Annotated in this window: 14 protein-coding genes; 10 read left to right on the top strand and 4 right to left on the bottom strand. The window is 36.4% G+C overall.

The genetic code is table 11. The features are described from left to right. Positions 1-19: 19 nt before the first annotated feature. Both ACSVDA_RS18480 and ACSVDA_RS18475 read right to left on the bottom strand, forming a co-directional pair. Positions 20-1,315, bottom strand: coding sequence for an MFS transporter (locus ACSVDA_RS18480; RefSeq protein ID WP_320210452.1), 1,296 nt, complete (start codon positions 1,313-1,315; stop codon positions 20-22). A gap of 436 nt (positions 1,316-1,751) precedes the next feature. Then, complete coding sequence (locus ACSVDA_RS18475; protein ID WP_485885035.1) at positions 1,752-2,162, bottom strand: hemerythrin domain-containing protein; 411 nt, start codon at positions 2,160-2,162, stop codon at positions 1,752-1,754. 151 nt (positions 2,163-2,313) lie between these two features. On the opposite strand from ACSVDA_RS18475, the gene ACSVDA_RS18470 reads away from it, so the two are divergent. From ACSVDA_RS18470 to narI, 4 genes are read left to right on the top strand one after another with little or no spacing between them, the layout of a single operon-like run. After that, positions 2,314-5,997, top strand: a complete 3,684-nt coding sequence (locus tag ACSVDA_RS18470; protein WP_485885033.1) for a nitrate reductase subunit alpha — start codon at positions 2,314-2,316, stop codon at positions 5,995-5,997. Then, positions 5,987-7,531 carry a nitrate reductase subunit beta gene (narH, locus tag ACSVDA_RS18465; RefSeq protein ID WP_485885032.1) on the top strand — a complete coding sequence of 515 codons (1,545 nt, stop codon included), beginning with the start codon at positions 5,987-5,989 and terminating at the stop codon, positions 7,529-7,531. Before ACSVDA_RS18470 ends, narH begins: the two co-directional genes overlap by 11 nt. Beyond that, a complete protein-coding gene (gene narJ, locus ACSVDA_RS18460) occupies positions 7,518-8,048 on the top strand; it encodes a nitrate reductase molybdenum cofactor assembly chaperone (protein WP_485885030.1) in 531 nt (176 codons plus the stop codon). The genes narH and narJ overlap by 14 nt, the downstream gene beginning before the upstream one ends. Positions 8,049-8,092: 44 nt before the next feature. Further along, positions 8,093-8,782: a respiratory nitrate reductase subunit gamma gene (narI, locus tag ACSVDA_RS18455; RefSeq protein WP_485885029.1), complete on the top strand. Its 690-nt coding sequence runs from the start codon at positions 8,093-8,095 to the stop codon at positions 8,780-8,782. Here narI and ACSVDA_RS18450 read toward each other — a convergent pair. Beyond that, on the bottom strand, positions 8,769-8,978 hold the full coding sequence (locus ACSVDA_RS18450) for a hypothetical protein (RefSeq protein ID WP_485885027.1): 210 nt from the start codon (positions 8,976-8,978) through the stop codon (positions 8,769-8,771). The two genes, narI and ACSVDA_RS18450, sit on opposite strands and share 14 nt — an antisense overlap. Before the next feature lie 148 nt (positions 8,979-9,126). Here ACSVDA_RS18450 and ACSVDA_RS18445 point away from each other — a divergent pair, with 148 nt between their 5' ends. Further along, complete coding sequence (locus tag ACSVDA_RS18445; RefSeq protein ID WP_485885025.1) at positions 9,127-9,558, top strand: hypothetical protein; 432 nt, start codon at positions 9,127-9,129, stop codon at positions 9,556-9,558. A 60-nt stretch (positions 9,559-9,618) separates the two neighbouring features. Here the strand turns inward: ACSVDA_RS18445 and ACSVDA_RS18440 are convergent, their stop codons facing one another. Further along, positions 9,619-12,273, bottom strand: a complete 2,655-nt coding sequence (locus ACSVDA_RS18440; RefSeq protein WP_485885023.1) for a calcium-translocating P-type ATPase, PMCA-type — start codon at positions 12,271-12,273, stop codon at positions 9,619-9,621. A gap of 232 nt (positions 12,274-12,505) precedes the next feature. Between ACSVDA_RS18440 and ACSVDA_RS18435 the strand changes: the two genes are divergently transcribed. The 5 genes from ACSVDA_RS18435 to ACSVDA_RS18415 all read left to right on the top strand — a co-directional run bounded on the left by ACSVDA_RS18435 (position 12,506) and on the right by ACSVDA_RS18415 (position 17,094). Beyond that, positions 12,506-12,742 (top strand): hypothetical protein, encoded by a 237-nt coding sequence (locus ACSVDA_RS18435; protein ID WP_485885021.1) that lies wholly within the window; start codon positions 12,506-12,508, stop codon positions 12,740-12,742. Between the two features lie 41 nt (positions 12,743-12,783). Next, positions 12,784-13,014, top strand: a complete 231-nt coding sequence (locus ACSVDA_RS18430) for a hypothetical protein (RefSeq protein ID WP_485885019.1) — start codon at positions 12,784-12,786, stop codon at positions 13,012-13,014. A gap of 476 nt (positions 13,015-13,490) precedes the next feature. Then, positions 13,491-13,817 (top strand): hypothetical protein, encoded by a 327-nt coding sequence (locus ACSVDA_RS18425; RefSeq protein WP_485885017.1) that lies wholly within the window; start codon positions 13,491-13,493, stop codon positions 13,815-13,817. 37 nt (positions 13,818-13,854) lie between these two features. Next, complete coding sequence (locus ACSVDA_RS18420) at positions 13,855-14,157, top strand: hypothetical protein (protein ID WP_485885015.1); 303 nt, start codon at positions 13,855-13,857, stop codon at positions 14,155-14,157. Between the two features lie 333 nt (positions 14,158-14,490). Next, positions 14,491-17,094, top strand: coding sequence for a bifunctional 2',3'-cyclic-nucleotide 2'-phosphodiesterase/3'-nucleotidase (locus tag ACSVDA_RS18415; protein WP_485885013.1), 2,604 nt, complete (start codon positions 14,491-14,493; stop codon positions 17,092-17,094). The last annotated feature ends 148 nt before the right edge of the window (positions 17,095-17,242 follow it).

The raw sequence follows: 17,242 nt of genomic DNA, 5'->3' as shown, positions 1-17,242 counted from the left end.
TCACAAATAAAAAAGGTTATTAGCATTTGATCTCAGCATTTTTGCGAGAATAGTAATACCAGCAAATTATTAAGCTGATCGCGTAATATACAAGAAATATATATAAAGCAAAATTGGCAGAGCCCGTTGTGTCAATGGACCAACCAAATACTTTTGGGATTAAAAATGCACCGTAAGCTGCTATAGCTGCGATAAAACCTAACACTGGTGAGGACTCTTTTGCTGGGAAAATAAAAGGAACCATACGGAAAGTAGAGCCATTTGCTATTCCCGTAGTAAAGAATAGGATAAGAAACATGATTAAAAAACCGGTGAAATGATGAATTTGTAAGAAATATATTACACCTATCGTAGCAATGATCATAATAATAATGTCCCAAAATGTAATAAGTGCACCACTGCCTACTTTGTCTGATATCCACCCTCCAACAGGACGGACTGCTGCTCCGATTAATGGTCCTAAAAATGCTAATCCGACCGCATTCTGTTCGGCAAATTCATTTTGAATTAACAATGGAAAAGCTGCGGCATATCCAATAAATGATCCAAAACACATCGTATACAACCAAGTCATAATCCAAGTGTGCTTTCTTTTGAATATAATAGCTTGTTCCTTAAAAGATTGTTTTGTTCCCGGTAAGTTGTCCATGCCGACTACTGCAGCTAGTGTAATGATAATAATCGGAATTACCCATACAAACGCTGCATTTTGAATCCAAATGGTTTCACCATTATCTAATGTTTGCGATGTCCCAGTAAAAGCTCCAATAATGCTTGCTGTTATGACGATTGGAGTGAGAAATTGTACAACACTCACACCTAGGTTACCTATACCAGCATTTAATCCTAAAGCCGCCCCTCGCTCTTTTTTTGGATAAAATGGATTAATATTTGCCATGGATGAAGAAAAATTCCCTCCACCGATACCACATAATGCTGCTAAAGTTGCCATCATCGTAAAGGACGTTTCTGGATTGTTGACTGCAATACCAATTCCTACTGTTGGTAAAAGCAAAAGCGCTGTACTAATGACTGTCCAATTTTTTCCTCCAACAATCCCAGGCATAAAAGTAAAAAAAATACGAAACGTAGCTCCTGTTAATCCGGGAAGGGCTGCCAACGTAAATAATTCTGATTGGGTAAAGGAAAAGCCTACATCATTTAATCTGACTGCAACGACTGACCATATTTGCCAAACAACAAAGGCTAATAGTAGGGCAGGGATGGATATCCATAAATTCCTTCGAGCATGTCTTCGACCTTCGCGCTCCCAAAAATCCTCATTTTCTGGTTCCCAGTTTGTAATCCTAGCCATGCCAATCCTCCGTCCTAAATATTAATCTTTGTTATCATTCCTTTTGGTTAATATTTGTATACGTTTATATTCTAAGTAACGAAAAACATTCATTTTTCTGAAATGAGAATGATATAAATAGCATTTCAATCATAGTACATTTACTGTTTTTCGTACTAAGCAATAACAACATTCGCAACTAGAGTTTTTGTCACTTTTCTTCTGTAAAAATAAAGCGAGGTAAAATCCCGTCCGTTCCAAACAAATTCATAATAAAAGAGCAACCTTTAGAAATCTTAAAGATTGCTCTTTTGTTATTGCAGTTTTCCAATTGATTGTTGATTTTTGCATTAAATCTAGGTTTTGTTGTATATGTAATTGTGGTGGTCGGTAGACTTCATTTTATTTTCATTGTTAGTAATGAAAGCATCAACAATTACGGAAAGAGTCTAGTTAATTAAGACAAGAGTATCTCCTCATCATGGTTATGTATATCTAAAACAATTAATATAGCTTTAAAATGATCGATCACTTCTTCTGTTAACCCATCGTTTTTAAGCATGTCTTTTACGTTAGTTACTAATATTCGTAGCAAGTCATGATCTCGCTTTAACATAGTTAACGGTTCTTTTAAATTTGGATTCTTATCAAGAAGATCAACATAAAATCCTTCCTCTTCAGAATCTGCGTGAGCAATCGTTCTAGTTTCCCAATGTTCAACTAACACTTTTGCAACAGTTTGTGCGTATTGGTGTTGGTCGTCTTTATATAACTTCACTAGCATATCAAGTAACTCTTTCCCCTCAGTGACTGCTCCTTCATGAATTGATTGGTGGGCGTCTAATTTTCTTAATGATGGTCCCGACATCTTCATTCACCTCATTATTCGTGTTGTTAATGGTTATCAGTATAAACACCTTAATAACTTTTAAACATCTAATCATTTTAGAATATTTACTAAACGATTTGGGCAAAAGAATGCCATAGCGATGATTTCTAAATAAGGAAGGATGCGGAAAATGAGTAAAAAGAAGCTCCCACTTCTAAAGAAACTTACATATTTCGGGAAAACAACTGAGCTTACAGACCACAGCGAACTATCACCATATGATAGGGAAACGGAGAAGTACTATCGTAGAAGGTGGCAGCATGACAAAGTAGTCCGGTCCACACATGGTGTGAATTGTACTGGCTCTTGTAGCTGGAAAATACATGTGAAAGACGGGATTATCACGTGGGAAACTCAACAAACTGATTATCCTTCAACAGGCCCTGATATGCCTGAATATGAACCAAGAGGTTGTCCTAGAGGGGCTAGTTTTTCATGGTATATATATAGTCCTTTAAGAGTGAGGTACCCATATGTAAGAAGCAGTCTTATTAAATTATGGCGGCAGGCAATGAAGGAAAACACCAATGCTGTTGATGCTTGGGCGAGTATTATCGAAGATCCTGACAAGGAAAGGCAATATAAATCTACAAGAGGAAAGGGTGGGTTTGTTCGTACCTCATGGGACGAAGTAAATACACTTATCGCTGCACAGTTATTATATACGATTAATAAGTATGGACCAGATAGAATTTTTGGCTTTTCCCCGATTCCAGCTATGTCAATGGTTAGTCACGCAGGCGGTGCACGATTTTTATCATTAATAGGTGGTGCCATCCTTAGTTTTTATGATTGGTATGCTGACCTTCCTCCAGCATCACCACAAGTATGGGGTGAACAAACAGACGTACCGGAAAGCTCAGATTGGTACAATTCTAGTTATTTACTAATATGGGGCTCTAATGTGCCACAAACTAGAACACCTGACTCACATTTTATGGTAGAAGCGAGGTATAGAGGAACGAAAGTCGTCTCAATTAGTCCTGATTACGCTGAATACGTTAAATTTGCAGACAATTGGTTGGCTGTTAATCCAGGTATGGATGCTGCATTAGCAATGGCAATGACTCATGTCATACTAAAGGAATTCTACGTCGACAAAAATACGCCCTATTTCGATAACTACGCAAAAATGTATACTGATCTACCTTTCTTAATCAAGCTTGAAAAAAAAGGAGAATCCTATGTAGCTAATCGTTTCTTAAGGGCTAGTGATATTGGACAGAATATAGCCCATGCCAAATGGAAGCCAGTCGTTATAGATAGTGAAACTAATCAACTTCTTATACCTAATGGAACAATAGGACATCGTTGGGAGGATAATGGTAACTGGAATCTTAACTTACAACAGTCATCAGAAGATGGACAGTCTATTTCACCATTATTAACGCTTCTTAATAATGAAGATGAACTGCTTTCGATAACAATTCCTTATTTTGATGAAAATGAGAAAACAACGCTTGAAAGGACTATACCTGTAAGAATAGTTAGTGATGGAGATGGCCAAGTTCAATATGTGACAACTGTATTTGATCTATTACTAGCAAAAACAGGCGTAAGTCGTAATTTACCAGGAGATTATCCAACAAATTATGATGATCCAAAGCCATATACCCCAGCCTGGCAGGAAGATAAAACGGGGATTAACAAAGAGGTTGTTGCACAAATTGCACGGGAATTTGCGCAAAATGCAATTGATTCAAATGGTCGATCCATGATTATTATGGGTTCTGGAATTAACCATTGGTATCATTCAGATGTCATTTATCGAGCGGTGCTAAATCTTGTATTGCTAACTGGATCTCAAGGTGTGAATGGTGGCGGATGGGCTCATTATGTAGGGCAAGAAAAGGTGAGGCCATTAGAAGGCTGGCAAACCGTTGCAACTGCACGTGATTGGGGTGGACCACCACGCTTACAAAATGGTACATCATTTTTTTACTTTGCAACAGAGCAGTGGAGATATGAGGATCAATCAGTTGATGACCTTATCTCTCCAACGATTGATAAACCAAGATATGAACATTTAGCAGATTATAATGCGTTAGCGGCTAGATTAGGGTGGCTTCCTTCCTATCCACAATTTCAGGAAAACACTATACATCTTTATAAAAAAGCAAACGCAAAGACAAATGATGAAGCTGTGAAGTATGTTGTAGAAAATTTAAAGAACGGCAAACTTAAGTTTGCTATTGAAAATCCGAGTAATCCTGCTAACTTTCCAAGGTCATTAATTGTGTGGCGTGCTAATTTATTAGGCAGTTCTGCTAAAGGGCATGAGTATTTTTTGAAACACCTCTTAGGAACACATCATGGCTCTTTAAGTGTAGCAAATGATGAATTACATACTGCTGAAGTCGATAGTCAAGAAATTTCAGCTGAAGGGAAACTCGATTTGTTAGTAAATATAGATTTTCGCATGACTGGAACGGGGTTGTATTCGGATATTGTTCTGCCTGCAGCTACTTGGTATGAGAAATATGATATTAGTAGCACAGACATGCACCCATTTGTACACCCATTTAATCCAGCGATAGCACCCCCTTGGGAAAGTAAATCTGATTGGGATACATTCAAAAACCTGGCGAAAAAATTATCTGAATTAGCAGAAGAGATTTTTCCAGAGCCAACGAAAGATATTGTTGCAACACCTTTATTACATGATACGAAAGATGAAATTTCACAATTATTTGGGCAAATACCTGATTGGAAGCATGGTGATGTAGAACCAGAGCCTGGTGTAAATTTACCGCGTATACACGTAGTAGAACGGGAGTACACGAAGGTATATGAGAAATATATTGCATTAGGTGGTGTAATTAAGGACAGCATTGGTGCTAAGGGTATCGGTTGGGATGCAAAGGAAGAGTATGACAAGTTAAAAGCAATAAATGGTGTAGCAAGACAAACAAAGGATTACAAAGATTGTCCGAGTCTGTATACGGATCGAAATGTAGCTGAAACGATACTAACGTTGTCTAGTACAACGAACGGCTCTCTAGCAATGAAAGCATGGGATGTCATGGAGAAAAAAACTGGGCAGCAGTTAAAAGATTTGGCTATCGAACGAGCAGAAGAGCACATTTCCTTTGATGAAATAACTGCTCAGCCTCAAAAAGTTATTTCATCACCAGTATTTAGCGGTACAGAAACTGGAAATAGACGTTATTCACCTTTTACGACAAATGTAGAACGTCTCATACCATGGAGAACATTAACGGGTAGACAACATTTCTATTTAGATCATGAAACCATATTAGAATTTGGTGAAGAACTACCTACATTTAAAGCACCTCTTCGTAAATTAGCATTTTTAGATCAAGATCACCGACCGAATCACGGTAATGAAATAGAGTTGCGTTATTTAACACCACATTTTAAATGGTCATATCACAGTACTTATGGTGATACGTTACCTATGCTTACGTTATTTAGAGGTGGTCCACACGTCTGGCTTAATCATGAAGATGCCAATAATGCAGGGATTAACGATAACGACTGGTTAGAGATGTATAACAGAAATGGTGTCGTAGTTGCACGAGCAGTTACAAGTCACCGTTTGCCAAGAGGGGTAGCTTATATGTATCACGTTCAGGACAGAACGATAAATGTGCCAGGTTCACCAACTACGAAGTTGCGAGGAGGAACATTTAACAGTCCAACGAGAATCCATATTAAACCTACACAAATGATTGGTGGATATGCTCAGTTAAGCTATGGCTTTAATTATTACGGCCCAACAGGTAATCAGCGAGACGAAATGGTCATGATCCGCAGGCTAGAGAAGGGTGAGGTGAATTGGCTTGAAAGTTAAAGCGCAATTTGGAATGGTTATGAATTTAGATAAGTGTATTGGATGTCATACATGTAGTGTTACTTGTAATAATACATGGACAAATCGCCCTGGTGCTGAATATATGTGGTGGAACAATGTCGAAACAAAACCTGGCATTGGTTACCCGAAAGAGTGGGAAAATCAGGAAACTCATAAAGGGGGCTGGGAAGTAAAGAACGGAAAATTGGAGCTGAAGGCTGGTGGCCGAGCGAGTAAACTTCTCAACATTTTTTACAACAAGGATTTGACACAAATTGATGACTATTATGAACCTTGGACTTACGATTATGAAACATTGATTAATAGTCCAGAGCGTGAGCATCAGCCTGTGGCACGACCGAAATCACAGCTAACAGGTGAATATATGGATATACAGTGGGGGCCAAACTGGGAAGATGATTTAGCAGGTGTTCATATTACAGGTGAAAATGATCCTAATATACAAGGGATTGAGGACAAGATCAAGTTTGAATATGAACAATCGTTCATGATGTATTTACCACGTATATGTGAACATTGTCTTAACCCACCTTGTGTATCATCATGTCCTTCAGGATCAATTTATAAAAGAGATGAAGATGGCATAGTCTTAGTTGATCAAGACTCGTGTCGGAGCTGGCGATTTTGTATGACAGGTTGTCCATATAAGAAAGTATATTTTAATTGGAAAACGAAGAAGGCAGAAAAATGTACATTTTGCTTTCCGAGAATAGAAAGTGGTTTACCAACAATTTGCTCTGAAACGTGTGTTGGAAGGCTTCGATATATAGGGCTAGTCTTTTATGATGCAGAACGTGTGAAAGAAGCTGCTTCTGTAAGTGATGAGAAAAAGTTATATGAATCTCAGTTGGATCTTTTCTTAGACCCACATGATCCTGAAGTGATACGTAATGCAATAAATGAGGGAATTCCAGAAGATTGGATTGAAGCGGCTCAAAGATCACCAGTGTATAAGCTAGCTATTGAGCAAAAGATTGCACTTCCACTTCATCCTGAATATCGTACGTTACCGATGGTTTGGTACGTACCGCCACTTAGTCCGATGATGGATGCACTCGGTGGTCAAGTTGACTCAATTGATCCAAGAATTGTGTTTCCAACAATTAAACAATTTCGCATACCAATCGAATATTTGGCTAATTTATTAAGTGCTGGAGATACAGCGGTTATAGAGGCTGTATTAAAAAAATTAGTGGCGATGAGAAGCTATATGAGAAGTGTAAATATCCAAAAATCATTTGACTCAAATATTTTAGAGTCAGCTGGCTTAACCGAACAGTCAGCTCGCGACATGTATGAGCTCGCTGCTATTGCAAAATACTCAGATCGATACGTTATCCCCTCATCTCATAAAGAAAAAGTTGGAGATATGTATTTTGGTCAAGGGTCAACTGGTTATGACTTTATGGAAGGTTGTAATGATTGTAGTGTGAGCGAGAATAACGAGGATTTATATTTGTATGGAGAAAAGTATTGGAGTGATATACAGCATGCTCAAGATGGAAGACAGTAAGACTATATTTAAACTTGCATCGATTTTTTTACATTACCCTTCAAAAGAATGGGTGGGTGATGAAGAGATTATTAAAGCTATTCATAGCATTAGCGATAACAAAGTGCAACAAGCATATACTGATTTTATTGAATATACAACCAATCATTGTTTGACTGAGTTGTGTGAAACATATGTCAACACTTTTGATTTTAATGACAAAACAACACTGTATTTAACGTATGACGTGTTTGGTGATAACCGTGAAAGAGGTCAAGCATTCGTGAAACTTAGGTTTGAATTTGCGAAAGAGGACTTTTATATCAAAAATGATGAATTACCCGACTTTTTTCCATTAATTTTAGAATTCGCATCGGAAGCTTCTGAAGAAAGTGCTATGAAAATGTTTAGTATTCATAGGAAATCGATAGACCGTTTACAAAAGGAATTAACAAGTCTAACAAGTCCTTATGAGCATGTATTAAACGGTTGTATACTAGCTATTGATTCACTAATAGAACAAAAACAAGCAGGATAGCTTGAATATAAAGGGATTCTCAATAAGTCCATGGAGGGATGGAAATGTCATTTTGGGATCAATTTTGGTGGTTAATATACCCTTATATTGTCATAGCCATATTTGTGTTGGGCCATATTTATCGGTACAACACAGATCAGTTTGGGTGGTCAGCGAAATCTAGTGAGTTTTTGGAAAAGAAGAAATTAAAATGGGGTAGTTTACTTTTTCATTGGGGAATTATTATCGTTTTCTTTGGCCATGTTGCAGGGTTGCTCGTTCCAAAGGGATTTTATGATTATGTTGGAATTTCAGAGGAAATGTATCACTTCGGGGCAGTGTGGTTTGGCGGTGCAGCTGGTGTAGCTACCGTAGTTGGTGGGTTTTTATTATTTTTGAGAAGGGTCACTGTACGTAGAATTTTAGTTAACAGTTCAAAAAGCGATTTGGTCGTATTAGTTCTCTTAGGAGCGGTTGTTCTTACGGGCTTTACAAATACAGTTGGTTATACGGCAACAGGAGGAGAATTTGATTATCGAGAATATATAGGACCGTGGATAAGAGGGGTTTTAATGTTTCGACCAATTCCTGAGTTGATGATAGGAGCGCCGTTCGGCTTTAAAATACATATCATCAGTGCAGTAGCACTTTTTGCGATTTGGCCATTTACGAGGCTTGTACACGTATGGAGTGTTCCTCTTACATATTTAAATCGCAAATATATTGTATATCGCAGTATGACTAAGAAGGGATAAACGATGCAGTTGAAGCATTGTTTAAGGTATCGTCATGTGTATGCTCAGGCAAAGCATCAAGCTTCATAATTCCTTTTATCAAGCAGAAGCGCGTCACTTCATCGACACACTCGAAGATGAGTAGCGACTTCCTCAGTGCATGTCGGAGCTGACAGAGGTGTGTTTTAGCTTCTAGCTCCATGCATGCTATAAGCATGAGGTAATAAGTCAATTCTTCAAGTAGGTTAAATAACAAGCTACTAGTCAGCTAATCTTATATTTGTCTAAGTGAATACAATGATGGTAATTGTGAATAATAACAACGGGAATTTAAACTACTGTATACAATTAGGAGGTTAGCCAGCATGATAAACATGTTAGTTGTTAGTATGTTCGTAATGTCTATACTAGGTGGTGGGTTTTTATTAAATGAAGGGGCTTTTGCGAAAATGACTGATGAAGTCCTTATAGCAGAATCAAAAGGTACCAAGAAAACTGAAGAACAGCCGAGTAAAGATATGGAAAATTTAGAAGAGAAAATGAAGATGCAAATGGCAAAATTTAAAGCTCCAAATGGCGAGGGATTATATGATTTGTTTACGAACAAATTTGAAGATCTAGCATGGACATTTGAAAGCGATGATTCTAATGTAATGCTGTTTCAAGGAAAACATAATGACAAGCATTATAAAATATACTTTTTCTATAAAGAGGAAACTATCGACATGTATGTAGATGGTGAAAAGAAAACGAGAGAAGAATTTGATGAATGGTTAAAGAAGTTTATTAATACGTAAATATCTTAGTATAAAACAATCAATCAAAACTCCCTGACATCAACATCAGGGAGTTTTTCATCATTGCCTAAGTAAAAGATACTTACTTATTAGTAATTTGCTAATTTCGTTAATAATAATTGGAATAATAGCAATGACAATAACGATAAACCATTGCTCTAGTGATAGGTAAGTAAGGTTAATGAATGGATGGAAAAAAGGTATATTGACTAATAGAACTTGTATTCCGAACCCGACGATAAAAGCTCCTATTAAATATTTATTTGAGAAAAATTCTTTTTGAAAGATAGTTTTTTTCTCATGTTTTAAATTAAAAGAATGGAAAAGCTGAGCAAAGCTTAATGTTAGAAATGCCATCGTTTGTGCGCGAATAATTGATTCAGCTGATGATTGTGAATGCTCTGTTAGAAAACTTACTTCACCGTTTAATCCTATTGAAAAGGCAACTAATGTAGCAATACCTATAACCAATCCATTAAGTAATGTGTATCTAATTTCCTTATTTGTTATGATTCGTTGTTTCGGATCTCTAGGTTTGTGATTCATTACATCTGCATTACCTTTTTCAAAGCCAAGAGCAATTGCTGGGAGAGTGTCGGTAATTAAGTTTACCCATAGAATATGGATGGCAGTTAAAGGGGCTGGCCAACCCATTAGAATACCAAAAACGAGCGCCACAATTTCCCCTAAATTACACGACAGCAAATAAAGGATCGACTTTTTAATATTTAAATATATATTCCTACCTTCTTTAACTGCTGATACAATTGTTGAAAAGCGATCATCAGTTAAAATAATATCCGATGCTCCTTTTGCTACATCTGTACCTGTTATCCCCATCGCTACACCTACATCAGCTTTTTTGAGTGAAGGTGCATCGTTAACTCCATCTCCAGTCATTGCTACAATATTGCCATTAGATCTAAGTGCATCAACGATACGCACTTTATGTTCAGGCGAAACACGAGCAAACACTTTAGTGTCTAATATGCGCGATTTTAATTGCAACGCTGTTAACTTATCGAGCTCTTGACCTGTCATTGTTTCGTGTTCATGTTCAGCTATTCCTAATTGTTTTGATATAGCTAACGCAGTCTTATGGTTATCTCCAGTTATCATCACTAGCTTTACGCCTGCTTTTTTACAAAGCTCAATTGATTCTTTTACATCTAAACGAGGAGGATCAATCATACCTACGAGTCCAATAAATATCAATTGATCTTCTTGAATTTCATCATATTTCTTCTCATTCGTTATCATTTTATAAGCAAAGGCTAATACGCGTAGAGAAGCGTTCGCCATTTCTTTAGCTTGTTCAAGAATATTGTCTCGATTATCATTTGACATAGTACAAATCTGATCATCAATTAAGATGTTAGTTGATTTCAGAAGGATGTTCTCAAGGGCCCCTTTTGTCAACATAAGAACATCTTCGTTAACACGATGCACTGTTGTCATCAATTTTCGTTCAGAGTCAAATGGTATTTCGTATAATCGTTTAAAACGATGATCAAAATCAACTGAATACTGAACATTTTTTCCTGCTACAAGGAGTGCTACTTCAGTAGGGTCACCTGTTTGTTCTTTCTCTGATAATGATGCATCGTTACATAATAGCATGACTTTTATTAACATATTTGAGGACTTTGATTGAACATTCAAGTCCGGCCAGTCTAAGTACTTCCCATTAATAAAAGTTTTAGTAACCGTCATTTTATTTTGAGTTAGTGTGCCTGTTTTATCTGAACATATGACACTAACAGATCCTAATGTTTCTACTGCAGGAAGCTTTCTTACAATCGCATTCTTTTTGATTAGTCTTTGAACGCCAAGAGCTAGAACAATCGTAACAATTGCAGGTAAGCCTTCTGGTATAGCTGCCACGGCTAAACTCACAGCTATTAGAAAGATCTCTGTTACATTTCTTTCTTGAAAAAAACCTATAAGGAAAACGAGCATAGAAATGATAATTGCTGCAAAACCTAGTAGTTTTCCAAGCTCATCTAACTTTTTCTGCAAGGGGGTTAACGACTTTTTTTGCTCTCTTAATAGGTTAGCAATTTTGCCTATCTCTGTATCCATGCCAGTACCTATTACGATACCTAACCCCCTTCCGTAAGTAGAAAGAGTAGACATAAATCCCATATTTTGCTGAATTGAAAGAGGAATATTATTAGTCCTTAAACACTCTGAGTCTTTTTCAACTGGAAGGGACTCTCCTGTTAGAGCAGACTCTTCAACCTTTAAGTTTACAGTTTCGAAAAACCTAATATCTGCAGGAATGTAACGTCCTGTATCAATGACGACAATGTCTCCTATTACAATGTTTTTGGAAGGGATTTCTTGAATGATGCCATCACGTTTCACAATAGCTTTAGGTGTTGACATTTTTTTTAATTCTTCCAATGCTTTTTCTGCCTTAGATTCTTGAATAATTCCAATTACTGCATTGATACCGATGACAATAAAAATGACGATTGCATCGCTAATCTCCCCGACGATAAATGAAACGATAGCTGCAGCTAGTAGAATATAGATTAAAGCACTATTAATTTGTCCCCATAACAACTGCAACAAAGTTGATTCTTGTTGCTCTTTAAATTCATTTGCCCCATTACACTCTAGTCGTTGTTTAGCTTCCATACTAGATAGCCCTGAATCGAGATTTGTGTCTAACTTAGTAGCGATGTCATTCACTTCTTTTGCATACCACACGCAAACCATCCTCTCGAATAGAAAATACATAAGTACATATTCTCCGATAGCATAAACTATTCATGCTAAAAATAACAAAATTCAATAAAATGTAAAAATTAAAAACTATAATGTCTATTAAAAATAATGATTTTGACCATTTTATTTTATATAGAACAGATGCCGTTGCTATATTTCAATATAGACATACCTTGGTAGTGTAAGTAAATCAGCTATAGAAGGAGGGAAAGAAATGGAATATACAGATAAAGATTTCGACAAGATGCTTGCGATTTTAGCTCAGCTACAAGCACAATTCCAAGCGCAATTACAACTACAAGCAGAGCTTCAAGCACAACTTCAAGCGCAGCTCCAAGCACAAGCTCAGGCACAAGCACAAGCACAAGTTGATAAAGACAAAGTTTGGGTAAAAAATGGAACTTCATCTATTGAATTACCTGACTGGTGGTGCGACAAAGCAGATGCTTAATTGATAGTTCTTTATTTAAGAAATAAAGGAGGGGAGAAGGCATGGCAAGTAGAGATGATGTGTTTGATAAGATTATTGAGTTACAGGCACAACTCCAAGCTCAATTAGAAGCACAAGCACAGTTTCAAGCGCAATTACAAGCACAGCTTCAAGCTCAGGCGCAATTACAAGCTCAGGCACAAGCACAGCTAGATAAAGATGAAATTGAGGTTAAAAACGGAGCTTCTAGTATCGAGTTTTGCAAAAAAGGTAAAAAAGATGACAAGGATTAAGCTGAAAATGTATGCATCAGTTTGATAATTGTGATTATATTACTTTGGTCATTTATACTAGTTTAAATGCTAAAGTCTAATCAAACTGAATTGTAATAGTTGAAAGACCTCATTTCTATTAGAAAGTTTATTAATCAGGTGGAGGTTTGTCACCACCTGATTCATTAACAGTTAAGACTTCCTGCATAAAAAACTCGTATACAGTGAGATTTGTGATACTTTTCTTCTTAAAGCAATTTCCACTAATTTATATCTCCAACTAGCTGTGGCAATGTAGTTAAAATACCAATGAAGTTACGATAGAAGCGGTAGTTAACATATCTAATTGTTATTGCTATCAAGTGTGTGAACAAATACCAATAAGGAAATTCTATTGAAAATGTAAAAATATGAATATTTTCACGACAAAATAGGAGGCTGTCTATACAAGAAGCTAAACCTTTTCGTATACATATAAACAAAGGGGGGATTTAAGGGTGATAAACCAAAGAGAAGTTGAGCAGCTTATTGATAAAACTGTAGCAAAATATATGAGTGAATTTTCGAAGCAAATTGAAAGTCTTTTAACAGCAGACCTTAGAAATGAAAATGGAAACTCAAAAATTATAAAGAGTGGAAATTCATTTGTATATGTTGATAATTCAGCTGTTGCATATGCAATTGTATTATTATTTCAGCATTTTTCATCTAACGGAACGACTAATCATAAAGATATCCAAGGTTTAGTAGACCGTTTAGAAGGCATGATTACACAAAATCGTGAAGAGCTTGAAAATTTAGTACAGTCTTTTAAAGAAGAGTAGGTTAACATCTAGAAGCAGGAATAGAGGTGAAATAATGATGAAAAAGAGAGTTTACATGAATAAAAGAAATCTTTCCTCATTAAAGTTTAATAATGATGGGAAAATACAAGTAGCCGAACAAGGTCAACCTATGGATAGTAAAGAAGTTGATCTATGTGTAAGCAAGACTGAAAATCAATTAATTATACCAACTAGCGCTAATAATACTCTTACACCCTATACTGCTGAAAGTCATGAAACACACTTACCGATAGCAAAATCTTATGAGCAACCAACTCATGCTTTTCCAAGACGAATTAGCATAAGATCGGAAAATGGAAATTCTATTATTAAATATTAATTTTGTATTGACGATTTTTTTAGTAAGTCTCTTTTCAAAAACTTTGTTGCTTTTTTTACTTAAATATGAGTAACTGATGTGTATTATAGATGATTTTACTAGCCTTTAAGGTGAATAGATCCCGAGGTTCTTAGCTCTTAATTCGAAATCAACTTTTAGTAAGAATATATGAGGAGTCATTTAAGCATGTTATTTAATACTCCTTTACATATGTTGAATTGCGTCTAACTTGTTAATTTTTCGTAAAAAGAAAAATTATTATCAAGTTTTTTGTTTTTTTTGTTATAATACATATGCATTTAATTTGTATTATTAGAAGGGAAGGTACGTTAGATGAAAAAATCTAAGAAAAAACTAGCACTTAGTACCGCTTTAGCTCTTAGTATGACATTGCCACAAATGGCGCCAGCTGTAACTCATGCAGCTGAAAATGAGGATATCGTTAAGCTAAGAGTAATGGAAACAACAGACATACACGTAAATCTAGTAAACTACGATTATTATAAAGATGCAGAAGTTCAAGACTTTGGGCTTGCAAAAACAGCAACATTGATTAAGCAAGCACGTGAGGAAGCGAAAAACAGTTTATTATTCGATAATGGGGATCTCATTCAAGGAAATCCTTTAGGTGATTATGTCGCAAAAGTCGATGTACTTGAAGATGGTGAAACACATCCTGTATATAAAGCGATGAACTTATTAGATTATGATGCTGGTAATATTGGAAATCATGAATTTAATTACGGTTTAGACTTTTTAGGGACAAGCTTAAAAGGTTCAAATTTTCCGTATGTAAATGCGAACGTATACATTGACGATCAAGATGGTGATGCAACAAATGATGAGAATTATTTTACACCATACCTTATTTTAGACCGTGAAGTTGTCGATGAAGATGGCGAAACACATACACTAAAAGTAGGTGTCATTGGATTTACACCTCCTCAAATTATGAACTGGGATAAGAAAAACCTTGAAGGTAAAGTCATCGCAAAAGATATCATAGAAACTGCAGAAAAGTTTGTCCCTGAAATGAAAGAAAAGGGTGCTGATATCATTGTTGCCATCCCTCACTCAGGCATAGGGAAAGCAACCGATGAAGGAATGCAAGAAAACGCAACATTTGAATTAAGTAAAGTAGAAGGTATTGATGCAATTCTATTTGGACATTCTCATTCCGTCTTCCCGAGTGAAACATATGCAGACATAGAGGGTGTTGATGTTGAAACTGGTAAAATTAACGGTGTAGCGTCTGTTATGCCGGGGTACTGGGGAAATCATTTGGGATTGATTGATTTCACACTTGAAAAGAAAGATGATAGTTGGACTGTTGTAGATTCACAATCTTCTGTACAAGCTATCTATGATAAAGAATCAAATACGCCATTAGTTGATGCAGATCAATCAATTGTTGACGCAGTGCATGAGGAACACGAAGGAACTATTGAATGGGTTAACAGTCCAGTAGGAACGACAACAGCACCAATTAATAGCTATTTTGCGCTCGTTCAAGATGATCCTTCAATCCAAATTGTAACGAATGCACAAAAATGGTATGTCGAAAACTATGTTCAAGGTACAGAATATGAGGGTTTACCAATTCTTTCAGCAGGTGCACCTTTCAAAGCTGGTGGACGTGGAGGAGCGACTTATTACACTGATGTTCCTGCAGGAGAAATTGCGATCAAAAATGTAGCAGATATGTATTTATATCCTAATACGCTGCAAGCTCTTCTTATTAATGGGGCGGATGTGAAAGAATGGCTTGAAATGTCAGCTGGACAATTTAATCAAATTGATGCATCTTCTACTGAAGAGCAAGAGTTAATTAATGTAGCATTCCCGACTTATAACTTTGACGTAATTGATGGTGTTTCTTATCAAGTCGATGTAACACAACCTGCAAAGTATGATGATAAAGGAAATGTCGTTAATCCAGATGCAAGCCGTATCGTAAATTTACAATTTGAAGGCAAAGAAGTTTCAAGTGAACAGAAGTTTATTGTCGTAACAAATAACTATCGAGCTACTGGTGGTGGTAATTTCCCTGGTATTAGTGCTGACAAAGTTATCATTGAATCACCGGATGAAAACCGCCAAGCGATAATCAATTACATTTTAGATAAACAAACGATTAACCCTTCAGCTGATATGAATTGGTCATTTGCACCAATTAATTCTGAGCTGAATGTAACATTTGAGACTTCTCCTGAAGCTACAAAATATTTAGAGGGAGAAAAAATCGCTTATATTGAAACACTTGAAAGTGGTTTTGCGAAATTCTCAATCGATTTAGTTGGAGATCAGCAAGGTAACGACGACAACGAGAATAACGAGAACAACGAAAATAACACTGATGACAACGAGAATAACAACAACGATAACGAAAGTGAAACTGAAAGCAAACAGTTTACTGATGTACCTGAAAATCATTGGGCGAAACAGTATATTGATGAATTGACAGCTATGGAAATCATCAAGGGAAAATCAGCAACAATATTTGACCCGAATGCAAATGTCACTCGTGCTCAATTTGCATCATTAATTGTACGCTCTCTTGGTTTAACTGCTACAAATGAATCACCATTTACAGATGTCTCAGCTGAACAAGCAGCAGAAATTACTGCAGCGTTTGAAGCAGGCATTGTAACAGGGAAAACATCAACAATATTTGACCCAAGTGCATCAATTACTCGTGAACAAGCAGCAGCTATGTTAATACGTGCTTATAATGTGAAGATGGATACAACACACACGCCGTCTACAGAATTATCATACAGTGATGCAAGTAGCATTGGGGATTGGGCAAAAGACTATGTTACCTCAGCAAATGAGCTAGGCATGATGACCGGTTACCTAGATGGTTCTTTTGGTCCAAGCAATACTGCTACACGTGCACAAGCAGCGAAAGTTATTTATATGTTATTACAACAATAACAAATGAAAGAAAAAAGGATGACCTTTTCTGATATGCTCCCCTTAAGGTAGACAGATTAAAAAATAAAATCTGATTACCTTAAGGGGGCTTTTTTATGTCCAATAAATTTTTCTCTATTGAATTTAAACATGAAGTGGTGAGGGCATA

It is taken from the genome of Cytobacillus sp. Hm23 (assembly GCF_051842895.1).
Lineage (GTDB): Bacteria > Bacillota > Bacilli > Bacillales > SM2101 > Nanhaiella.
The sequence above is the reverse complement of the archived record's forward strand: the minus strand, read 5'-3'. Positions and strand labels throughout refer to the sequence as shown.